This is a genomic window from Pseudomonas sp. Mb7 (genome assembly GCF_054790525.1).
The window spans coordinates 3,778,565-3,800,418 of record NZ_CP186501.1; the positions used below are offsets into that span (position 1 = coordinate 3,778,565).

A 21,854-nucleotide genomic window follows, 5' to 3' on the forward strand; every position below is an offset into this window, starting at 1 on the left:
ACTTCAAAGCAGCAGGAAAAGACAACTTGCGCCACGTCAGAAAAACACACCCTGAAACCTGCCTTCATTGAGGCAAAATTCACTGCTACATTTTGCGCGACTGACATACTGTTAACAAACAAGTTCTTTGGCAAACTCGCGCATAGACTCTGCAACAAGCAATATAAACTCAAACAAACTTTTCTGGAGAAAAACTTGCACGCAAGCATCCAGATAATAAAACGCAAAAAACTACGATTCTAATTATCCGCAAACATCCGCCAGACTGGGGTATTGCCCTAACAGCCCATTAACATGGGTTGCGAAAAGTTTTAAAGCAACGAGCGATAAATATCAGCGTAAGATTGCGCCATTAAACTTGAGGAAAACACCTCCTCAAACCGGCGTTCGGCGGCCAAGCCCATCCTGGCAGCTGTAGCGGGTTCGCTCCACAGCCTTGTCATAGCCTGTGCCAATGCAATGGAATCCCTGGGAGGGACGACCAATCCGGTTTCTCCGGCAATATTGATGTAGGTGGTGCCCGATCCAATTTCACAAGAGATCATCGGTTTTCCGTACATAGCCCCTTCGAGCAGGGAAATTCCGAAAGACTCCGATCTCAAATGCGACGGAAAGACAAAAGCGTAGCAAAGTGTCAGCAGCGCAGCCTTGTCTTCGTCAGGTAACAACCCCAGAAAATGCACGTTGGACACACCCGCTTCCGCGGCTTGAGCCTTGAGTTCTGCTTCAAGATGCCCGCCTCCAAGAATGGCCACCGGTAACCCGGTCGTCCTGGCTGCCTCAAGCAAAAAATCCAGGCCCTTGTAATAACGCAGGGCACCTACAAAAAGAAAAAAACGCTCACCCAACCGGTCTCGCCAGAATGCCAGTTTCTCTGCAGAAGGGACGGGATAAGTCGAGCGATCCAGACCGTAAGGAACAACACGTACCTTATCTTCAAATCGGGTCAAAACCGGGCTGCTTGCCAGATAATTTGGCGACGACGCGACAATACAGTCAACACTGGACAGGAAGCGATTCATCAATGGCTGATAAAGTTTGAGCAGCGTTTTCTGCTTGACGATATCGGAGTGATAGCTAACCACACTGGGCTTGCCGACTCGACTCGCAAAATGAACGAGATCCATGTAAGGCCACGGAAAATGGTAGTGAACAATATCCGCTTCTCGAGCCAGCTCGATGAAATCCCTGAGCGCCGAAAACGAGAATCCCGTAGAAGCAACGTGAAGATCCAGTTTTGAGCGATGGGTCAGATGATGCGCAATCGGTTCATTGCGTGCAGCCCCTCGCTCACTGAGATAGAGCACCTGGGACTCGTACCCGTGTTGTAAACCACCTTCGGCAATCTGAAAGATGACTTGTTCGATGCCCCCCATTGTCTCCGGGTAATAAGTCTTGAAGAAGTGCAGAACCTTGATCATCGCCCGTCGACCACCTTCTGATAAACCTCGAACGTTTCTTTTGCGCACCGCTCCCAGGAAAACTTCGCTGCGTGCAGTAATCCCTGTTCAATGGCGCTGGCGCGCCACACCTCATCTTCAAGGCCTCGGCGCAAAAGCTCAGTCAACGCCAGCGTGTCCGTTGCTTCGCACATAAGTGCCGCATTACCGGCAACCTCTGGCAGGGAAGAACTGTTGGAGCAAACGACGGGAACGCCCGAACTCATAGCCTCTAGCACCGGTAAACCGAAACCCTCGTACAACGAAGGGAAGGTAAATAGCCGCGCACCGGCAAACAACAGAGGCAAGTCTTCGCTGGGAACAAAACCGAGATAGTAGGCCCAGCCCTCGCGACGTGCGCTTTCAAGCCGGTTATGAATATCCTCGTTTTGCCATCCATAGTAACCCGTCAACACGAGCGGCCAGCGCTTGCGCAGCTCCAGTGGCAGACGTGAATAAGCATTGAGCAAGGTATCAATATTCTTGCGCGGCTCGATGGTACCCACAAACAAGCTGTAGCCGCCCGCCTCAAGACCATGTCGCGACAGAGTCAACCGGAGGTCGTCCGCGGACCGAGGATGAAACTCGGCAGAACTGGCCAACGGCACAGTGTGTATCCGCTCAATAGGCCAGGAAAAATAGTCGGACAACTCTTTACGCGTGTATTCAGAGTCCGTTATCAAAGCGTCAGCCCTGACCAACGTCGTCTTGAGCTCCTTCTGCAAATAGCGCACAAGTTGCGGCGCATGACAGTGGGACCACGTAAAGGGAGAAAGATCGTGAAAGGTAGCAACACTGCGTCCGGCAAACGGAGGCAGATAATAATTGGGGCTGTGGTAAAGAAATTCACCATGACCTTTAAGCGCTCGCTTCCTGAGCAATGGCATCAGCAAACGATAGGCCTCAACCGCCAGGAAATTCTTCTGAACGGCTCGCTTCAGACCATAACCGTTACCCGACGTATCGGAAGCAGCAGGCAACGACGGTAGAAATCGCCGACCTGCAAAAAACTGCAGGTCAGTAATTTCACGATTCTGCTGCAGTCGCAGCGCCAACTCATAGGTGTAGCGACCAATGCCGGTCAGTGGAAAACGGACCGGCTCAACAGAAAGAATTAACTTCATTTATCAACCGTCAGCATCCAGCTCAGGGTTTCGCTCAAAGGCGCCGTTGCCCATCCGGGAACCAGATCCCGCAGCTTCGAGTTATCCCCGCACAAGGTTTTCACCTCGTTGGCGCGAACAAACGCTGGATTCACGTCGACTTCGATGTCATGCCCAGTCAGCGACTTGCACAACTCGATAACCTCTCGAAGTGAGTGCGTTTGTCCCGAACTGACATTCACGATTTGCCCCAAAGGTTTCGCGTCGATCAAACCACGATAAGCCTTGACCAAAGCCCGAACATCACTGAAGTCGCGCCAAACGTCGAGGTTACCCAATTCAATCCTAGGCGCCTTGCGCAGGAAATGGGAGACGATTTTCGGCAACAGGAAGTTCTCGGCCTGCCCAACACCTGTGTAATTGAATGGCCGCGCGATAACTATGGGAAGACGATCCATCCAGAGCTTGGCCATGTACTCCATGGCCAGCTTGCTAACGGCGTAATCGTTGGCAGGAGCCGGCACTGTAGCTTCCGACAACATGCCACCTGATGCATTGCCATAGACATTGGCGCTGCTGGCAATCAAAACGCAATCCGGAGCCTTCCCGCTAGCGGCAACAGCATCCAGCAGATTACGCGTGCCTATCAAGTTGACTTGATAGAACGCATCCGCCGCACCATGTCCGACAAATGCCAGAGCTGCAAGGTGCACAACGACATCCGGCTGAATCTTTGCCAGCAACGTGCGTAGACCAATACCGTCAGCCAGATCGACTTGATGATAATTGTGATCGTCGGAGGGTTGACTGCCCATCCCGACAACTTCGTAGCCATGAGCTTGCAACTCAGCCGCCATGTAGCGACCGGTAAATCCATGAATACCCGTAATCAGCGCACGTTTGCCAGCATTGATCATCAGAAAGAGAACCCTTGCTTGTTACGGCGCAGGTCAGCCTCGACCATCATGCGGCAAAGCTCTTCAAGCGAAGTTTTCGGTTCCCAACCCAATACTTCCTTGGCCTTGGCCGGGTTGCCGATCAGCAACTCAACTTCGGTAGGACGGTAGAACTTCGGATTGATGGTAACCAGTACCTTGCCGGTAGCAGCATCAGTGCCCTGTTCGGCTTCAGCAGTACCCGACCAGGAAATAGTGATACCAGCGGCCTTGAATGCCATCGATACGAAATCACGGACGGTCTCGGTACGATTGGTCGCCAATACGAAGGTATCCGGTACGTCGGCCTGCAGCATGCGCCACATGCCTTCTACGTACTCCTTGGCAAAACCCCAGTCACGTTTGGCATCGAGGTTGCCCAGCTCCATTTTATCGAGCAGACCGAGCTTGATCTTGGCCACGGAGTCAGTGATCTTGCGGGTTACGAACTCACGACCACGCAGAGGCGATTCGTGGTTGAACAAAATGCCGCTGGTCGCAAAAATACCGTACGACTCACGGTAGTTGATGGTCATCCAGTGAGCGTAAAGCTTGGCGACACCGTAAGGGCTGCGCGGATAGAAAGGCGTGCTCTCGACCTGCGGAATAGCCTGTACCTGACCAAACATTTCAGAAGTCGATGCCTGGTAGAAACGCACCTTTGGATTGACGATGCGGATCGCTTCCAGAAGGTTCACGGCACCAAGGCCGGTGATTTCGGCCGTAGTGATTGGCTGCTCGAACGACACGCCCACAAAGCTCTGCGCGGCGAGGTTATACACCTCGGTGGCTTCAGTGGTTTGCAGCAAACGGATGCTGGCAGAGAGATCTGTCAGATCATATTCGACCAAATGCAGGTTAGGGTTCTGCTGGATACCCAGCTCTTCGATACGCCAGAAATTGACAGAACTGGTACGACGGTAGGTACCGTAAACGGTGTACCCCTTCTCCAGCAGCAGTTCCGCCAGGTAGGCGCCGTCTTGACCAGTGATGCCAGTAACGATTGCTTTCATGCGAATCCTCTAAACTCCATTTATCGCCTAAGCAGGCATGATGAGTAAATATTATGTTTGGCTCCGCAGGAAAATCCGCAGAGCGGCCTAGCTGTGAATCATACAGAAGCCTAAAGGCTTAGACGATAGGCGAAACGAGGTGCTGCGCATGAATGGTCGCACGCGATCCATGAAGCATACGTTCCGCCAGATGCGCTTTCTGTTTACCGCGACATCTCTGGCGAACAGCTCGACGGTAACAGCGCTTCGCACCTTCCACTGACTACCCTTTGAACTTCGCTGTCTCGACAAAGCTGTAGATATCCGAGCTAGCTGCGGCGCAGGGTGTATCGCAGCATCGCCATGCGCCAATACGCTTTGCAGTGGCAAGCCGTCGACATACTGATCACCCCGTACTAATTTCCTACCAGCATTACCCCCATGATTAAATCCAAGCCTTCTCACACCTCTGTAGCAAATTATAAGCAACTATTCTCAGCTCCTACCACGAGTGCTGCCATCGCTATAATTTTTTTCGAAAGGGGCCAATTACCGTGACAACTGAATGCCCTTACAGAAAGGGCTATCTAGAGTTGCGCGAGCGGACTACGACCCTCCCGCTGAAATCACCCGAGCACCACGAGCCGGCGCGCTGAAATGCGTCGGCTCAGTTGGATTTTGCTGTTCTCACTGAATACAATCTCTTGAGAATCTATGTATTCACTCCACAGTTACCGGCCAAAGAAACATAGCTCAAAATAGAAAGCTATTTCAGAGACAGGAAACTAGCGATTGCAACCGAAACTCAAAGAACGCAGAGAAATTGCCAACACCCTGAGATCTCCATTATTTGGTGTGGTTGCGTCTGGCAGATCAAGATCCAACTTAATAGCACTCCTACCACTGGATTCCAATCTGCCTATTTTAATCACACTCTCAAATTGGCCATTTAGCTTCTCTCTACTTACTTCAACCCCATTTATATAAGCAGAAAGCGACTGCTCACCTAGAGTACTTCCACTAATTGCAACAAAGGGAGTACAACCCTCAGGCACGCCATCTATTTTAAACAGCATGGTTGACTTGTATCCTTCCGTCCATAAGTGCCCAGGCTCTGGATATGACCAACCATTAAAAAACAAAACCTTGTCAGTATTATAGCTATAACTCTCACCAACAAAAACTGTTGGAATAGCTATATCGGATAAATTTTGCAAAGAGCAAAGATAAGGATCCCACAACATATTAGTGTGCACCTTCTTGCAACTGAAGACATCATCACCAAATAAACCATTTAAGTAGCTACTACTAGATCGAGGATCTACTCGAGAATACTGCAAAAAATACACCTTTGACTTATTCGATATATCAACACCCTTAGGATCAATTGGATTTCCATACCGATTTGAATCATACCATGGCTGAGAAAACAAATTTCCGAAGGGGATATTTGAAGATTTCAATTGCGGAGAAAGATAAGAAAGTCGCTCATCTGCATAAAAAATAATATCCGCTCTATTTCCACCAATCACATCGACTAAATCACTCTTGTAAAATTCATCTTGCCATACTCGTCTACCCCAGTTCGGGTAAACAGTGATGCAATACAGAAACCAAGACGCTGCTATTACCGCCAAACACTTTTCTAAATATTTTTTTTCCTGTCCAAAAAAGACTGAAATCCCAATTAGAAAAATTACTCCTGACAGCAACTCAAGAACAACGAGATATCGGTATATCCGAAAAATCAGAATCCACGAAAACCATGACACCAAGAAAAAAAACACAATGAAAAATTGTTTTTTTGTGAGGAATTTTTTTTGGAGTGAGGCTGCAAAAATTAACGCAATCCCTATATACGCAAGTAAAAATCTTCCATCTCGAACGTCTTTAGCTTCGGAGAAATCACTAGCGGTGAGCCAAACTAATGGTAGCGACAAATAATAAGGGATTTTTCCAAACTCAAAAGAACTAAAAGACTTCCATTCAACTGGAAAATAGGGTGATTTAAAAATATTGTTTGCCAGTGGAAATACAGGATTTCCAACCACCTCAAATCGTAAGACCATAAATAGGCCATCTGCGACTAAAACCCCAAGTCCAACACCTAGGCATACAAAAAAAATAATTTTCAAATTAAATTTGCTGCACACAGATATCGTTGCCAGGAGCCCGATCGCATACGAAATTGCGGTAAGCTTAAAACCGACAGCGATACCAAGAAAAATTCCTGCAGCAAGAAACGCCCCCCCGCCGCCGACGTCAATATTTCTTACCGCAAGAATTAGAGCTGCCAATACAAACAAAGCTATTACATGCTCATTTGTAAATGATCCAAACAAGGAAACAGTCATCGCACCTGTGGCACCAATGACAACAGCAGCAATAACACCTAATTTATATCTATCTATTGCAACCGAAAAACTTGCCAAAAAATATAAAAAAAGTATCACCACAGAGAGTACAGCAGCATGAAAGGCGGCACCAACATATGGATGCACCGTAAAAGCCTTATAATTTACAATATCTATAAGTGGATTTAAGTAAGTATGATACTGGGCTACCGCACCAAACTCATACGGTGAAAGATTTAAAGCAGCCCAACCTATAAACAAGTGATAGTTAGCAGTATCCCAAAACCCATCCATGCCAAGCGTGTAGTGCAAAAAAACAGCGTAGAGAAAACCCAACACCAAAACAAAAAAATAGTGCGATAGCTGTCCAGCACGAACTTTAAAAGTTGAATCAATCTTCATTATAAAAACCAAAACATGTTTTCAAGAGGACGGTAAAAACCTGAAAGTTACCCTTCACACTACTGATCTTGGTCGGCACTTCACCTTTTGGGTAACGTCGAACTGTCGGCAACTCCACGCAGCGATGACCCAGCTTCGGTGCCCGATAAGAAAGATAAGCTAGCAATTCGTATGTCATAAATACATCACGAAAGGGAGCCACTTTCGGGTCTAACAGCATTTTCCGGCTGTAAGCCCGAAAGCCTTGAGTGGTGTCAGTCCACTCAAATCCGGAGAAAAGACTTAGCATCGGCGCATGAATGAATCGAATGGCAAAATCTCGTGACTTCGGAGTGTTCTCAGCGACGCCTCCCGCAATGAAGCGCGAGGCCTGCACAAAATCAACGCCCTGTTTCAGCGCATCAATAAAGCGCGATATCGCCTCGGGATCATCCTTGTCGTTACCATCAATGGTCACGATTCCCTCATAGCTCTTATCGAGTGCAAAGGCGTATGCACAACGAAGCTGGGCACTGAGTTTTCCGGAGGCGGTCTTGACCAGCAACCCGCGTACGCCGACCCGTTGTAACGCTGACAACTCCAGCGAGCCATCCGTGGTGCCGCCATCGACAATAATGATATCAGCAATATTTTCAATATTAAGCGCTGCCATTCTATCCAGCAGGCTCTTGATTCGTTCACCCTCATTAATAACTGGGATTACCACGCACCAAGGGTGCTGACGGCCAAGCCAGAGTTGCGTGTCAAACGAGGGTACTTGCCACGTTTCGCGGGCAGAATGAGCAATTTCAGGAGAGGTCATCATGTTTACCATCAAGCCACGCGAGCTGTAATCAGCCCTACGCCGGCAATTACCAGTACGATCCCTGCCCCTGTAGTCCAGTGGAAGGATTCACGAAAAAACACGACCGAAAACAGGGCGACAGTAGCCACCGCTCCTGCAGTCAGAACCGGGTGTGCCACATTCAGCGGCAGACGTGCCAGGGCAGCGGCATAAAGCAGAAAGGCCGCACCATATAGCACAAGCCCCAGCCAAAAAGGCCAATTACTCAGCGCGGCCAATGGGTCGCTGAGGGAAGGAAACTTGCGCGGCGACATCATGGCCATCTTAACCAGTACACTGGCGGAAGCATTGGAGAGAATGCCGAGAATAAGGATGAGCCACTTCATACTCATACACTCACTCCAACACCGACACTGCGATAATCCCGCATCGCTACCTGAAGGGATCGTTCAATTGACATCAGATGCGACTCATTCTTGGTCGCCAACATTTCAATGGAGATCACATGAGCAGGCAGATACCGCGACAGCGCGGCAGCCATTTTTCCATGCTCAGTGCCGCCATCACCCAAAGGCAACAGATCGGGCTCACTGACATGTACATGCCCAATCAGAGTGGCACACTCCTGTAATATCACCAGAGGATTTTCGCCATTAATGGTTAGCGCACCTGTATCTAGCTGCATCCGGATGGCCGGATGCGCAACGCATTTCACAACATTGGCTGTTTCCGCACTGGTGGTCATAAAGTTAGCGCCGTAACAGGTTGGGTTGGGCTCAAGGCAGATAGTTACCCCGCAAGCTTGCGCGATATCCCCCAGCTGTCGGAAAAAAGGAATCGCTACGTCCAAAGCCTCTTGATCGTTCAACCCACTGCGATCACGATTCTTGGGTGAGCCAAAAACCAACCGATTTGCCCCCAAACCAGCACCAATGCGGCAAATCGCCGCCAAATGCGTTAGCAAGGTTGCTTGGCTTTCTGCAGAGCCAAAGATATTTAGTCCCGTTGTGCCGAATAACAGCGCCTGCATGCCGGTTATCTCGATGCCACGCTCTGCCCACCAGTCTTTGACTCGAGCAATATCTTCATTCGTAGCTTTATCGGGTTTTGGAAAATACTTTCCAGGCGCGATATCTATGGCATCAACCGCATAGCGTTGAAGCATGGTCGCGATCGCTTCATCTTCGGGGGCGTCCCACGCAATATTGGAAATCGACAACCTCATACGCTCGTCTCCGCATCAGCTTTAATCTTTAGCGGTTCAGACTGCGCGTAGGCTCTAACCGCTTGGATCGTTTCGCGGGCGCTGTATTGATAGCCGCCCGACGAACCAAATACTCGGGCATGCTTGGTCCGGAGGTCATAGGCCGCAACGGGGTGAGCCAAGGTGTTGGTGAAGGCTTTACCGAAGCCCTGTTGGGAAATTTCCTCCACGCGAACGGGCTCTGCGGTGAGATGAACCAATTTCAAACCGGCATTGAGTGCGACTTGAATGTCATACCAAAGGTTAACCATCGGGTAGAACTGGAACACCCCCCGGGTATCAATTGCCTGAAGGTTGTTGTCATTCAGAAAATCGAAGATAACGTTCTTGCGCAGACCTGGACCAACCAGTCCTGGCAGACGAACAATCAGGTGACGCGGGAAATTTTCTTCGACGAATGTCTCCAGCAGTCGTCGATGCAAACCATAGGCATGCAGGCCCGACTCATCTACAGAAGTGTCCTCGTCAACACCAATAGGATTCTTAAAGACATCCACCGTACTGATCAAAATAAAGGTTTTGCACTGGATGGTTTTGAGGTGCGCGATCAGCTCCTCAATTTTTTGTCGATCCGCTTCGGGCTCCCGGTTGGCGATCCACTTCTGTGCCGGAGCACCGGCACACACCACCATATCAAATGACTGGTTGTCGATATCGCCAATATTGGATGAGCGATAAAGAGACGTGAAATTTTCCTGTTTAAGAAGCGTGCCGCCCACGTAACCCGAATAACCAATAAGCGAACTAAACATTCACTTCTCCAAATATATATTTTTATAGACCATCGACACTGACAATGCTCTCAGCTTCAAGCTTTTCAAGAACGTCATAAATATTGTCAATTTTACCCCCAAGCACCGAATAACATCCTGGCAACTCTGCGTGCTTCTCAAAAAGGATTGGCCTTCCGTCATCGCCCTCGTTCTTAACAAGAACGGTTTTAATCTCGAATAATGAGTCGATGTGTTTGGCTTTCAGCACCTCAGGGATATAGCGCCCCACATCCCGGACCATCCGATCCACACGGGTATCTCGTTGGTAGTGGCGCAGCTTTTCGTAGGGGTCGACTCCTTGTTGATCATTCCAGTGCAGGTGCGGCGTATAGCGAACATGTGACAAGGTATGCAGTCGACGCGCGGGAAAGGGCATCATCGAGAAAAACGGACCATCCATTACCGTGATACCCAAACCATCGAGTGATTCGGGCATCTGCATCAGGGTCATTTCCGTGATTTCTTGCTTGAGACCGATACTAACACCGGGAAAATCGCCCTTGAACTGATTAAGGCCGCTATAGGTGCAGTTGAATACATAGCGACAGTTGATGACTTCCTGGCCGCCCTGCGACATCTCGGCCACAACCTTCAACGGCAGCTCTGCCCCTTTCAAGATCGCAGTCACCCGTGTTTGGTAGTGGATCTGCACCCCGCTTTCTCTCAGCTCGCGCTCTGCCCAGTTCACGAGCTGTGTCGTGTCAAACGCATATTCTTCGACCAGGTACACATCTTCGATCAGACGGGGTTCAAATAGAGCCCGCGACACGTGATCTGCTGGCTGGATATCCGCCCCAATGTCCCGACAAAAGCGTTCGAACTGTTTGGCCGTAACTTTCGAGTTTCTACGGGCGATGGCGTAAAGCTTGGTGAAGTCTCGCTTAACAGCAAGCGGCCAGTCCCGTACAAATTTGGGCAAGTTTACCCGGCTTCGATAAGCGGTCGTGAAACTACGTGGGTAGTGATAACCGTTATGCACACGCGCCTGATTGTTGTAAGAGGCACGCATTAGCAACGCCGGCTCACGTTCAATTAGCAGAATGCGCTTAAGGCCGCGCTGCTTGGCAAGATACACAGCGATAGCCGCACCGTAGAACCCACCCCCGATTATCACGGCATCCTGAGTGGATTGGTTTGGATCGAGGTCCAACATCAGGAAATACGTTCAATGGTCGGGTTTTTCGTCTCGGCTGAACCTGACACAACTTCTTCGATGTTCAGCTTTTCAAGCCGGGTCATACGGGCACTGGTAAATTCTTGGCCTACATGATAAAGCGGGCCCTCATTCGACAGGCTAGCCATGTTCAAAATGTATTCACCTAAGACCAGCAGAACTAGCGAGATCAGAAAGAACATCCCCGACTGTTGTAAGGAAAAGCTGATCCAACCCGGAGCAACATCGGTTTTTAGAATGCCAACCGCGAGTACATAAACGCAGTACAGCAGGTTGGCGACCGCACCGAACAGGGAGAGCGAGGTCACCAAACGCATCGGCGCACGAGTGGTCGACACCAGCAAGCGCATGCCACGGTCAATGCTCTCGCCCAATCGCTTTGGCCGAGATGCCCGCGGCGCGGAACTATAATTCAAGTAAGCACGCGCGAACCCACCCGTTGCAGGCAGGTGCCTGTAGGTCATCGCCGGCTGTGGATGCTGCAGGATGAAATTGATCACCCGCTTGCTCAGAATGCGGTATTGCGGCGCCTCCTTAGCCAGATGAACACCATTGAAGTGATTGTAAAGGCTATGAAATACGGCGTAAGCGCCGCGATAAGCAAGGCTCTGAGCGGGTTTTTGCGCATTATTAGCAAACACCACATCAGCACCGCTGACCGCTTGATCGAGCATCTTAGGGACAAAACTAATGTCATCGACCAACGGATCGACAACGACAACGAAATCACCAAGTGCATTCTCCAATCCAACCCACGAGGCGGTATCCGCATCCACCTCTTTGGTCAGGGCATACACTTGTAAATTGGCCAATCCGTTTTCAGCGGTCAACCGCTTCATCATCAAAATACTGTCGTCATCCGAGGCGTTATCCACCACGATCAACTCATAATCACTGACGACATTCGCAACGACTGCTGCCGCGTCGGACAGGATTTTTTCAATATTTGCTGACTGGTTTCTCAACACAAACACAACAGACAAAAAACAAGGAAAAAAGGGCATTTTGGTATTCTTAAAATGGATAACCTAAGACATTGTCAGCTAAAACCAAAATCCAGGGCATCCTGACTGAACGAAAAAATACGCCCTGTTGAAGCGGGGCGTGGCGACACGGCCAGTATTACCTAGCCTCTAGGAGGCGGACCAACGGCTAGCTGCGAGCGTGGGCATTTTTATCTCTGGAATCGCCCCATTAGGAGACTTTTCGAGGCGTCCTAAGGGGGTTGTACGGCTGAAATGGTTCACGTTTTTGCGCTCATCGTAAAAAACCTAATTCTAATGGATAAGAAATTTTTACGCCTTGGGAATAGTGCTCTGTGCTTGATCTTGTCCGTGTCAAGGAACGAAGAATTTACCATAAACAGAGTTAGCAGTGGTCTCGCTCGCTAACCATAACTCGGCTTCGCGGTCGGAAAGCATCGGCTGCTGGGTCGAACCAACGCGGCACAAATCCCATAACCGTTCGCCGGGTTAATATCTGTATTGGCCTAACAAAACCGGATCCATTTAGGCGAGAATGCTTATCAAATAGAGGATTCTGATAACCAACCCGTGTCTTTACTCTCCGCTAAATTCAAGCGCGAGCACTCTGGCCTCGTGATAGATCAAGACTCTCGCCATGTCAACGTCAGCCGCTCGCTTAGAGTTGCCGGGCAAGCGGTGCGCCGCAGGGTCAATCTACTTCAGCGGGAGAGGATTTCCACCGGTCGCAGCGGCAGTTCGGAAAAGCACATAAGGTCGAACGCGGCGACCTTGATATCCAGCTCGACCAGAGCGAACGCGCCACCGGTGGATCTTCACAAGTTCAATCGCTAAGGGTCGAGGTACACTAATTAGAATTTGGCGTCGGGTCGCATCATGAGTTGCCGGCTAATGAAAAGAATCGGAAGCGCAGCATCCGGGAACACTCGATGGCTTTTAATGTAGGATCATAGCTCACTTACGCCGAAGGCAATATATAACTATCTAAAAAAGCTGGTTTTAGGGGTTGATATCGCAGTATCTGATCTGTAACGTGCTGTAGACTGTTGAAATATATCTATCTTAATGCGCCAGAGCAAAAAACCATCACATACTGGAAAGCTCAAAAATAGCATCTCAACAGGAAGCATTAATACGCAGCAAAGACCGCTAACTTTTTTAACAGACTCAACCTGTTGGGCTCTAGCTACCGACAGCCAAACCAATAAAGTGAGTGGCTGTCGAATAGCAATTAAAAAACCGGCTAATTAATCAACGCATCTGAACATGAAGAGCGCGAAGAGTATTGTAAAGTCTGTTCGAAACCTTAGAATAACGATGCGCGGCTCTCCAGCGCTCTGCATTTAATGCAACGTTCTGCCCTTTTTCAGACGCAATATCCCCCATCAATAATTCAATCCCAGATGCAATTGCCTCTGGACTCGTACCCGGCAAATGATGAACGGCTGGTTTTACATCATCAAAAATTGCAAGGGGAGTTACTGCAACAGGCCTCCCCGTAACCAGCCCATATCTCACTGCCGCACTGGATGACTCACCAGTGTCTTGATACGGAAAAACAATAAGATCCATTTTACTTAAAGATTCCAGACACTCACTATCAGGTAAAAAAGCCGTATTCAAGCTTATAGTATCCTGAAGTGACAGTTCCGAAATCTTATCCTTTGCCTGCTGAATTATATTCTTTGACTCTGCCGCCGGATACTCGGCATTTATCATGTGAAGCTCAACTTTCACACCTTTACCACGAAGTAAACCTATCGCCTCGATCAATTCAAGAAGCCCTTTGTGGGGCAAGAAAAAACCATATGATGCGACTTTAAATACAAGATTTTGCGTCGGCGCTTGAATAGAGTGATCCAATACTCCGTGCGGAAAAATCGCAACGTTATCGACTAATGAAAGATCTTTCAATCTATTCATATCCGCAATCGAATGCACGAACACCCTGTGACAACGAGATAACGCGTCTCTGAGCATGCTCAATTTTCTATGAGGTACGTGTATCGGATCTACCGTTGCATGCATAACAACTACAACTACTTTCTCTTTATCCAGTTGCGCATTAAGAAAATCAGAAAAAGCCTGAAAATTATAGAACCCGTAATTAAACTGGATAACTAATATATCAAGATCTAACGATTCAATCTGTGCAGAAAGCTCCGTTAATCGTTCATCCTCAGACATCGTCCAGCAGCGAACTACTGTTTCATCATCGATGGCTACTTGGTCACTAGCATAAGGCGCCAGAATTTTAACAGGGGCAGGAAAATTGTTTACTAGATGCTCTGAATAACTTGCGATGCCGCAGCGTGTATTCCAAGAGGTTATCCAACCAATCGAACCGTTGACAATTTCCGGGTTTGCGGACCATTTTTGTGCAGCTGCAACAAGCCGGGCACAAACAATTTCCCAGGTAAAATTCTTTAAAAGGAGCTCGCTACCTCTTATCGATTTCTGCTTTCTTTCTTCTAGAGGAGTTTTGTAGACCTCCAGCATGATTTCCCCTAGATGAGCCTGCTTCGGTTCAGCCCAAACGGATCCAAATAATCCGAAATGCGTTTCAGCAGGGGAAAAGCTGTAGTCAACCAACCAAGAAGTATCAACGTTGCAAAAATCGGTTTGCCCACCCCAACCTGTTGTAATTACAGGTAGACCAGAAAGCATCGCTTCTGCCATAGGCAAACCAAAACCTTCGGCTCTGCTAGGAGCAACCAACACATCCGAGGCCAAATATAGCGACTTTAATTCACCGTCTGTTAAATCATCTTCTATAATTACAACATGTGGAAAATCTGGCTTCTGGCTGGCAGCGTCGACTAGCCACTCATGAATTAAATTATGAGGATTTTTGAACGTTTTTATTATCAAAGTCACTGGATCTGCACTGCTAAAGACTTCGCCATATGCCTTGAGTAAAACATCCGCCCCCTTTCGCGGAAAGCATGAAGAGACATGCAGAAATTTAAAATCTTTTCCTTCGACAGCAAAAGAGCTATCAGCTTGAATCCGCAACCAATGATCAACCCCGCATCCAGATGTCATTAACGGGACAGAAACACCATTATCAATCAGTATTTTCTCTACGTGACGAGATAGACTTGTAATCCCTTGTAGATACTCATTGAAGTTCTCAACCCACTCTATAGGAAAACCGCCCTCTTCCCAGGCGTAATGATGAAGCATGTTGAAATTACTATCCATATCCTCCACCCTAGGCGGATATAGATTTCGACTTACCACATCAGAGTTCAGAGAGCCAACTTCAAAACTACGATCATACAAACTCTTTAATTTAGGTTCTTTTGTGAAAATGCTTTCATTCGGATAGAAATCCCCCCCCCCTTCCGTTGAATGCAACACGACATGATGCCCCAAAGAATCGAGCGCAATGGCTGTCTCGCGATTCAATAGGGCCAAACTGTAAGAAGAATCAAAAGGCCCTTCAATTCGCCATGTCAGTTTTTCTTGGCGCAACACAGTGCGATGAGCATTCCGAATGACTTCTAAATTTCTATTAATTGCTACGGAACACTTCACCAACTGCTCATCTTGAACATCGGAATATTTAACTGTTAGTGCGGCAACTTCAGAGATAATGCGCTTATATTCCACCTCTTCAATAGCATGACTCTCGGACCACGCAAGTGCCACTGTAGGAGCGGCAAGCTTTTCCATCTCATCAATTATGATGCGAGCACTGTCCTTCCAAGAAAACTTTCCAACTTGCAGTTTGGAATGAGCCTTAAACAGTCGCTTAAACTCTTCGTCGCGCAGCCCTTTTTCAATAGCATCCTTAATGGAACTTAGTGAATAGGGATCAAACAAGGCATCGGAGTAACCGATAACCTCTGGAATACTGGAAATATTCGAGCCCACAACCACCGCCCCACAAAGCATAGCTTCTAACGGTGGCAGGCCAAATCCCTCATGCCAAGAAGGAAATACAAAAAGCTCGCACATATTATAAAGATAAGCCAAGTCTTGATCTTCAATATAACCTACGAATACAAGCTCATCCTGATGCAATCCAGCAGCTTCGGCAGTCGCCTTTAATCTATCGAGTTCAGAGAGGGTCATTCGCCCTGCGAGAACCAATTGATGCGTTTCCCTTAGGTCTTTTGAAATATCAGAATATGACTGAATCAGAGCGTTTAAATTTTTCCGCTCATCTGCACCGCCAGTATATAAAATAAATGCCCCTTTTATAGAGAAGCGTTCTAAAATTTCAGCACGCTCTTCGGAGGAAATATCTTTAATACAAAACAGATTCTCCGAACCGATAGATGCATTAACAATAGAACCACCAAACTCTTCTAAGTGGTCAATTCCTTCCTGCCGCGAAGACTCCGATATAGCCAGAAGCACAGATGCCGACTTCAGACTCTTTATCCTGTCCATGTAAAAACTTTTATAATTTGAGTTAAAATCCAGATACTTATCTGGATTCATCAACGGTATCAAATCATAAAGAGTTACACACACCGGGGCCGTATCGTAGAACCTACCCACGGACACCACCGCATCATCCACATAACCTTCAAATAGGCTAGGTATATAAACCACGTCAGGCTGCAAGGAAGCTATAAAGTGTTCTCTTAATAGCTGCGCAACTTCCTTACGCCAGGCATTACCTTCCTCCATAGAACGAACCGGCCCAACAGCATTCCATACTTTGATGTTCGCAGGATCAATAATTCCGTCAAATTCAGCAAAAACTGCAGAAGTAGTTTCGGACAGCATGCCATTCAACACCAGATAAATTTGGTGTCCGCGGCAATTTTCAATAATGGCCTTTGTTATAGACGTCGTAAAACGGCCGATACCTCGAAACCTGCTTTCCGTTTGAGCGCCTTGAAGATCTATAACTATACGCATCAAACTTCACCCTTCAATTTTTGAATTTCCTGCTTTAAATCAAAAAGCACTTTCCTGGAATTCGGCGAAATAGCCAAATAATCAACCTTCTGCTTCTTGACATGTTCATTAGATACTACAAATCCGGGCGAGGAGACACGATAATAAAACTTTCTGGCCGCGCTATTTAGTCCTAAATTATTTACAAGGAAAAGTATTGATCGACGAAGCTTAGGCGAAACATTTATAAAACCGACCGTTTTTCTGAAACACACGCGAAAAACTTTTTTGGCCAGCCCCAAAACAACACCACTCATAGGTTTGTTTATTGCACCAGTCATACAATTTTTAATATAGCGTAATGGCGCAGTTATGCGCCAAGAGTTACTGGTAACGATGTTATTTATATCAAGATTTAATTTCGCGACCTCGTCACCTAACGGAGTAAACTGCTCGACCAATTTTGCAATCTGGCGGTCTAGCTGTTCAATATGATTATCCAGATGCACAATACGCTTGTCCAGTCGTACAACATGATCATTTAACTGAGCAATATTGTTACCACTCTGAACATTTTGGCTTCTCATATCCTCGACCTCAGCTTGCGCTTTCAGAACTAGAGCCTCGTTATTTTGTGCCCATTCAATTAGAGACTGTTCTTTTTTGGTTGAGAACTCGTCAAATATATTAGGTGGATACTTGAAATACTTCTCAAGAGAGCTTTGCTCTTCGGCCAAATAAAATCTATTAAGTCCATCGGCGTATACAAACTTATAATTATTACTGGTCAGTAAAAACTCCCAGTCTTCATAGTTTTCGATCGCAGTCCCAGGAATTGAGGCCTCTACGACAACCACCCAAGGGCGAAATGACTTGAAATTCGCCCCCCGAAGTACCTGTTTTTCATAACCCTCAACATCAATCTTTAAAAAATGCACCTCTAAAGGTGAGTACTCTTGAGTGATCTCTGCCAGCGTTCTGACCTGAGTAGTCTTCCACTCCCCGTTAAACCCCTTCGCCTCATGCGCATCCGCAACCGATTTATCTAAAGTTTCCCAGCCACGGACATCACACGACCATATATCGAGGCTGCCAGGACTGTCACTCAACGCACATTGAATATTCTTATCGCGAGGTCGGGACTCTTCGAGCAATGCGATATAACTCTCCAGCGGCTCTACATTGATACCCTGCCACCCCAATTCATAAAATGCTTTAGTGACAGAGTCTTCAACAGGATGATTTGCTCCAACATCAATATAAAAGCCATTTGCGACATGCTTTAGCGCTCTATAAAGCATGACATCTTCATAATTTTGGGCATAGGATACAAAGGTCATTGGGTTTCAATACCTACGACAGGGTCAATCCAGGCACACCCAACAAACTTAGATTTGCTGAGGTTGACTACATTAAAGATCAGCGCCAAGTCACGCCACTCGTAATTATTCACCAAATGATTTTCTGTACTCACAAGCGCAGTCTGTATGGAGTATGTGCCCTCTCCTAACGCCGCTTGGAAATCAAAGGTGAATATATGAGAACTGCCGGCTTTAACAGAATATAGCGGCGCACCCTTCAGATCGGTATTGGTTCCGTACACTACTTGGCCGAGTCGATCTTTAATGCCATAACCTAGTACCAGCCGATCGATATCCTCACGTACCAGTACCTCAACCTTCAGCCTGACAGGTTGGCCAACATCTACGACTTCTAATTCATCACCTTGGGCATTCAATATCTTAATATCAGTAACGGTTGCTTCACCAGTTCCCGACACTGTCTGAGTCTGGCCATTCGATAACACTGCCTGTGTAACATTTTGGTTTTGATTGTCAGCTAACATTGCATTGTAGTAATCCATAACAGCTTCTGGATCGCCTTGCATTGCCAGCTTTCCCTTACTCAGCAAAATGGCCCTATCACATATAGACTGAATAGCAGATTTATCGTGTGAAACAATCAATAAAGTTGTTCCTGATCGTCGAAACTCTCGAATTCTCTCAAAACTTTTGTGTTGGAAGTACGCATCCCCTACAGACAGAGCCTCATCGACAATCAGTACATCGGGCCTATGGGCGGTAGCCACGCTAAATGCCAATCGCATTTGCATACCGCTTGAATACATTCTTACAGGCTGATCCATGTATGTGCCAATTTCTGCAAAAGCTTCAATAGAAGGCATTAATCTATTAATATCGTCTACCTGATACCCGAGAAGTTGGCCCGCCATCAGTGCATTTTGTCTACCGGTAAAGTCTGGGTGAAACCCCATACCCAACTCTAGTAGTGCAGCAACTTTACCGGAAAAACTTACCTCACCCGTAGTAGGAAGCGTGGTTCCTGTGATCATCTTTAGGAGAGTACTTTTACCCGCACCGTTGATACCGATAATTCCAACGGCTTCGCCAGCGCCAACTTCGAAACTGACGTCTTCCAACACCCATTTTAATTTGTGTTTCTCCCCGGCAAACGGGAAGACCCATTCAATAAGGCGGGACAAACGATTTGGATATTGCTTGTAAGCCTTCCCTAATCCACGAACACTTATAGTACCCATTATAGTTCGTCCACCAATTCGCCAGAGTGTTTCTTGAACAGGCGCAGCCCCCAAAAGCAAAGCAGAATTCCTAGCAAGGCAACAGGCCATAGTGTGGACCAATGCGGAACAGCACCGTAAACCACTACACCTTGGTAAGCAGCGATTAGAGGCGACATTGGGTTAAACTGCATAAACTTCTGAACACTTTCTGGAAGTATATTTGCAGGATAGACAATAGGCGTGAGCCAAAACCAGAATTGCAGTATGACACCGAACAACTGCCCTACATCCCTAAAAAAAACGTTCAAAACACCTAATGCAATCCCCAACCCTACAGAAAACATTACTTGTATTGCAAGCAATGGAATCAAAGTCAAAATCACCAAACCGGGAAAATTACCGGTAACAATCATAAACACCAAAAACAATCCGAATATGATCGAAAAATTGACAAGAGCATTTAGCACCAGAATCACTGGCAAGCACAGCCTAGGAAAACTTAGCTTCTTGAGTAAGTTAGCATTATCAATGAATACATTCTGAGCTCTCCCCACCACTTCAGAAAAAAGCCCCCAAGTGATAACGCCTGCACACAAATACAGACTATATCCAAACATACCTTCAACACCGGGCAGTTTAGATTTCATTATTTGTGAAAAAATCACCGTATAAACAACAATCATTGCCAACGGCTGAATAACAGTCCAAGCAATCCCAAGAATGGAGTTCGCATACTTAGACTGAAACTCACGCTTCACACTTCCGAGAATAAAGCCTCTATAACTCCACAGGGCTTTCAGTGCTGCCGGGCTCATCCTTCAACCTCAATTATATTGCTTATCTCTTGCACACGCTTTTCCAGCAGCTCAAGATCTCGTCTGGTCTCAACATTCAAACGTAATAGCGGTTCAGTATTCGAACCTCGGACATTCAGTCTCCAAGTCTCAAACTCGAGACTCATGCCGTCGATACTTTCAGCCTTTATAACCGCACCGTCATAGAAAGCTTTAATTCGGTCGATAACCGTCGAAATATCTTTAACCCTAAAGTTAATCTCACCACTGCATGGATAAGCAGATATTCTTTCGTCCACCATCGCAGCCAGACTTGTAGAAGTCTCTGACATCAGTCCTGCGACCAATAACCACGGAATCATTCCACTATCGCAATATGCAAAATCTCGGAAGTAATGGTGGGCACTCATTTCGCCACCATACACCGCGTCTTCGTGGCGCATACGCTCCTTGATAAAGGCATGCCCGGTTTTGCTTTGTACGGCAATCCCCCCTGCCCGCTCAACCTGATCAATGGTGTTCCAAGTCAGACGCGGATCGTGAATGATCTTGCTGCCAGGGTGTTGTTTGAGCAGCATTTCGGCCAGCAGGCCAACGAGATAGTAACCCTCGATGAACCGGCCATCAGAGTCGAAGAAGAAGCACCGATCAAAGTCTCCGTCCCACGCCAGCCCCATGTCGCATTGATTGGCCAGTAGGGCCTGACGAGTCAGCTCGCGATTTTCGGGCAGAAGCGGATTCGGGACACCGTTCGGGAAGTGACCATCAGGTTCTTCATTGATAAATACCCACTCCAGAGGCAGGCGTGCCGCTAGCGCCCGAAGTACAGGCCCGGCAGCGCCATTGCCCGGATCAGCAAGAATCTTTAAGGGCTTCAAAGCACTGACGTCGATGTAGGTCAGCAAATGTTCGATGTACGCAGTTTTGTCGAACGCTTGGCGAACAGAGCCTTTTGCCGCAGCGACGTCCCCCAGATCACCTTGATCTACCCGCACTCGGATCGCGTCCAGCCCCGTGTCGCCGCTGATTGGGCGAGACTCGGCCTTGACGAGCTTCATCCCGTTGTAGCCTTTGGGGTTATGACTGGCGGTAATCATCACTCCGCCATCGACTTTGTAGTGACTAGTAGCGAAATAGACTTCCTCGGTTCCGCATAGGCCGATGTCGATTACGTCGGCACCCGCCTCAGTAATGCCACGCTTCAGCGCTGCCGCCAAAGGAGGACTTTCGAGCCTCATGTCCTGGCCGACTACAAAAGCCTTTCCCTGCAACTCAGTCACGAGTGCTCGACCTATACGGTAAGCGATATCTTCGTTGAGTTGAGCGGGAACCTGACCACGAATGTCATAGGCTTTGAAACACTGCGTCACGATAGGAGGATACATTCTACTCACATAGCTGAAATGTCCGATGCCGCCCTGAGGCGGCAACGGCAAGAATGGACCGCCAGGCTTGATG

General features: G+C 47.6%; 16 protein-coding genes. All 16 read right to left on the minus strand.

Annotation, left to right across the window (positions count from 1 at the left end; genetic code table 11):
- Positions 1-311: 311 nt before the first annotated feature.
- The gene (locus tag ACOYXH_RS16955) at positions 312-1,421 is read right to left on the minus strand and encodes a glycosyltransferase family 4 protein (protein WP_309475297.1); all 1,110 of its coding nucleotides are present in this window, start codon (positions 1,419-1,421) and stop codon (positions 312-314) included.
- Positions 1,418-2,563 carry a glycosyltransferase family 4 protein gene (locus ACOYXH_RS16960; RefSeq protein WP_095125155.1) on the minus strand — a complete coding sequence of 382 codons (1,146 nt, stop codon included), beginning with the start codon at positions 2,561-2,563 and terminating at the stop codon, positions 1,418-1,420. Before ACOYXH_RS16960 ends, ACOYXH_RS16955 begins: the two co-directional genes overlap by 4 nt.
- On the minus strand, positions 2,560-3,459 hold the full coding sequence (locus tag ACOYXH_RS16965) for a GDP-mannose 4,6-dehydratase (protein WP_336463929.1): 900 nt from the start codon (positions 3,457-3,459) through the stop codon (positions 2,560-2,562). Before ACOYXH_RS16965 ends, ACOYXH_RS16960 begins: the two co-directional genes overlap by 4 nt.
- Complete coding sequence (gene gmd, locus ACOYXH_RS16970) at positions 3,459-4,490, minus strand: GDP-mannose 4,6-dehydratase (RefSeq protein WP_095048546.1); 1,032 nt, start codon at positions 4,488-4,490, stop codon at positions 3,459-3,461. Before gmd ends, ACOYXH_RS16965 begins: the two co-directional genes overlap by 1 nt.
- 764 nt (positions 4,491-5,254) lie before the next feature.
- Positions 5,255-7,225: a hypothetical protein gene (locus ACOYXH_RS16975; protein ID WP_460409827.1), complete on the minus strand. Its 1,971-nt coding sequence runs from the start codon at positions 7,223-7,225 to the stop codon at positions 5,255-5,257.
- Positions 7,215-8,027: a glycosyltransferase family 2 protein gene (locus ACOYXH_RS16980; protein ID WP_460409828.1), complete on the minus strand. Its 813-nt coding sequence runs from the start codon at positions 8,025-8,027 to the stop codon at positions 7,215-7,217. The genes ACOYXH_RS16975 and ACOYXH_RS16980 overlap by 11 nt, the downstream gene beginning before the upstream one ends.
- A gap of 11 nt (positions 8,028-8,038) precedes the next feature.
- Positions 8,039-8,395 (minus strand): SMR family transporter, encoded by a 357-nt coding sequence (locus ACOYXH_RS16985; protein ID WP_460410881.1) that lies wholly within the window; start codon positions 8,393-8,395, stop codon positions 8,039-8,041.
- Positions 8,396-8,397: 2 nt separating this feature from the next.
- Positions 8,398-9,234: a sugar phosphate isomerase/epimerase family protein gene (locus ACOYXH_RS16990; protein WP_460409829.1), complete on the minus strand. Its 837-nt coding sequence runs from the start codon at positions 9,232-9,234 to the stop codon at positions 8,398-8,400.
- A complete protein-coding gene (locus ACOYXH_RS16995) occupies positions 9,231-10,025 on the minus strand; it encodes an NAD-dependent epimerase/dehydratase family protein (RefSeq protein ID WP_460411477.1) in 795 nt (264 codons plus the stop codon). Before ACOYXH_RS16995 ends, ACOYXH_RS16990 begins: the two co-directional genes overlap by 4 nt.
- 22 nt (positions 10,026-10,047) lie before the next feature.
- Complete coding sequence (locus ACOYXH_RS17000) at positions 10,048-11,199, minus strand: NAD(P)/FAD-dependent oxidoreductase (RefSeq protein WP_460409832.1); 1,152 nt, start codon at positions 11,197-11,199, stop codon at positions 10,048-10,050.
- Complete coding sequence (locus ACOYXH_RS17005) at positions 11,199-12,224, minus strand: glycosyltransferase (protein ID WP_460409833.1); 1,026 nt, start codon at positions 12,222-12,224, stop codon at positions 11,199-11,201. Before ACOYXH_RS17005 ends, ACOYXH_RS17000 begins: the two co-directional genes overlap by 1 nt.
- 1,230 nt (positions 12,225-13,454) lie before the next feature.
- Positions 13,455-17,081 (minus strand): glycosyltransferase, encoded by a 3,627-nt coding sequence (locus tag ACOYXH_RS17010; protein ID WP_460411478.1) that lies wholly within the window; start codon positions 17,079-17,081, stop codon positions 13,455-13,457.
- Positions 17,081-18,400 (minus strand): FkbM family methyltransferase, encoded by a 1,320-nt coding sequence (locus ACOYXH_RS17015; RefSeq protein WP_460409836.1) that lies wholly within the window; start codon positions 18,398-18,400, stop codon positions 17,081-17,083. Before ACOYXH_RS17015 ends, ACOYXH_RS17010 begins: the two co-directional genes overlap by 1 nt.
- The gene (locus ACOYXH_RS17020) at positions 18,397-19,620 is read right to left on the minus strand and encodes an ABC transporter ATP-binding protein (RefSeq protein ID WP_460409837.1); all 1,224 of its coding nucleotides are present in this window, start codon (positions 19,618-19,620) and stop codon (positions 18,397-18,399) included. Before ACOYXH_RS17020 ends, ACOYXH_RS17015 begins: the two co-directional genes overlap by 4 nt.
- On the minus strand, positions 19,620-20,417 hold the full coding sequence (locus tag ACOYXH_RS17025) for an ABC transporter permease (RefSeq protein ID WP_460409838.1): 798 nt from the start codon (positions 20,415-20,417) through the stop codon (positions 19,620-19,622). Before ACOYXH_RS17025 ends, ACOYXH_RS17020 begins: the two co-directional genes overlap by 1 nt.
- A complete protein-coding gene (locus tag ACOYXH_RS17030) occupies positions 20,414-21,781 on the minus strand; it encodes a phosphohexomutase domain-containing protein (RefSeq protein ID WP_460410882.1) in 1,368 nt (455 codons plus the stop codon). Before ACOYXH_RS17030 ends, ACOYXH_RS17025 begins: the two co-directional genes overlap by 4 nt.
- Positions 21,782-21,854 lie beyond the last annotated feature (73 nt).

Bases quoted from the DNA above. Each gene is read 5' to 3' on its own strand.
- ACOYXH_RS16955 (WP_309475297.1), bottom strand. From the start codon at position 1,421: ATGATCAAGGTTCTGCACTTCTTCAAGACTTATTACCCGGAGACAATG.
- ACOYXH_RS16960 (WP_095125155.1), bottom strand. From the start codon at position 2,563: ATGAAGTTAATTCTTTCTGTTGAGCCGGTCCGTTTTCCACTGACCGGC.
- ACOYXH_RS16965 (WP_336463929.1), bottom strand. From the start codon at position 3,459: ATGATCAATGCTGGCAAACGTGCGCTGATTACGGGTATTCATGGATTT.
- gmd (WP_095048546.1), bottom strand. From the start codon at position 4,490: ATGAAAGCAATCGTTACTGGCATCACTGGTCAAGACGGCGCCTACCTG.
- ACOYXH_RS16975 (WP_460409827.1), bottom strand. From the start codon at position 7,225: ATGAAGATTGATTCAACTTTTAAAGTTCGTGCTGGACAGCTATCGCAC.
- ACOYXH_RS16980 (WP_460409828.1), bottom strand. From the start codon at position 8,027: ATGACCTCTCCTGAAATTGCTCATTCTGCCCGCGAAACGTGGCAAGTA.
- ACOYXH_RS16985 (WP_460410881.1), bottom strand. From the start codon at position 8,395: ATGAAGTGGCTCATCCTTATTCTCGGCATTCTCTCCAATGCTTCCGCC.
- ACOYXH_RS16990 (WP_460409829.1), bottom strand. From the start codon at position 9,234: ATGAGGTTGTCGATTTCCAATATTGCGTGGGACGCCCCCGAAGATGAA.
- ACOYXH_RS16995 (WP_460411477.1), bottom strand. From the start codon at position 10,025: ATGTTTAGTTCGCTTATTGGTTATTCGGGTTACGTGGGCGGCACGCTT.
- ACOYXH_RS17000 (WP_460409832.1), bottom strand. From the start codon at position 11,199: ATGTTGGACCTCGATCCAAACCAATCCACTCAGGATGCCGTGATAATC.
- ACOYXH_RS17005 (WP_460409833.1), bottom strand. From the start codon at position 12,224: ATGCCCTTTTTTCCTTGTTTTTTGTCTGTTGTGTTTGTGTTGAGAAAC.
- ACOYXH_RS17010 (WP_460411478.1), bottom strand. From the start codon at position 17,081: ATGCGTATAGTTATAGATCTTCAAGGCGCTCAAACGGAAAGCAGGTTT.
- ACOYXH_RS17015 (WP_460409836.1), bottom strand. From the start codon at position 18,400: ATGACCTTTGTATCCTATGCCCAAAATTATGAAGATGTCATGCTTTAT.
- ACOYXH_RS17020 (WP_460409837.1), bottom strand. From the start codon at position 19,620: ATGGGTACTATAAGTGTTCGTGGATTAGGGAAGGCTTACAAGCAATAT.
- ACOYXH_RS17025 (WP_460409838.1), bottom strand. From the start codon at position 20,417: ATGAGCCCGGCAGCACTGAAAGCCCTGTGGAGTTATAGAGGCTTTATT.
- ACOYXH_RS17030 (WP_460410882.1), bottom strand. From the start codon at position 21,781: ATGTATCCTCCTATCGTGACGCAGTGTTTCAAAGCCTATGACATTCGT.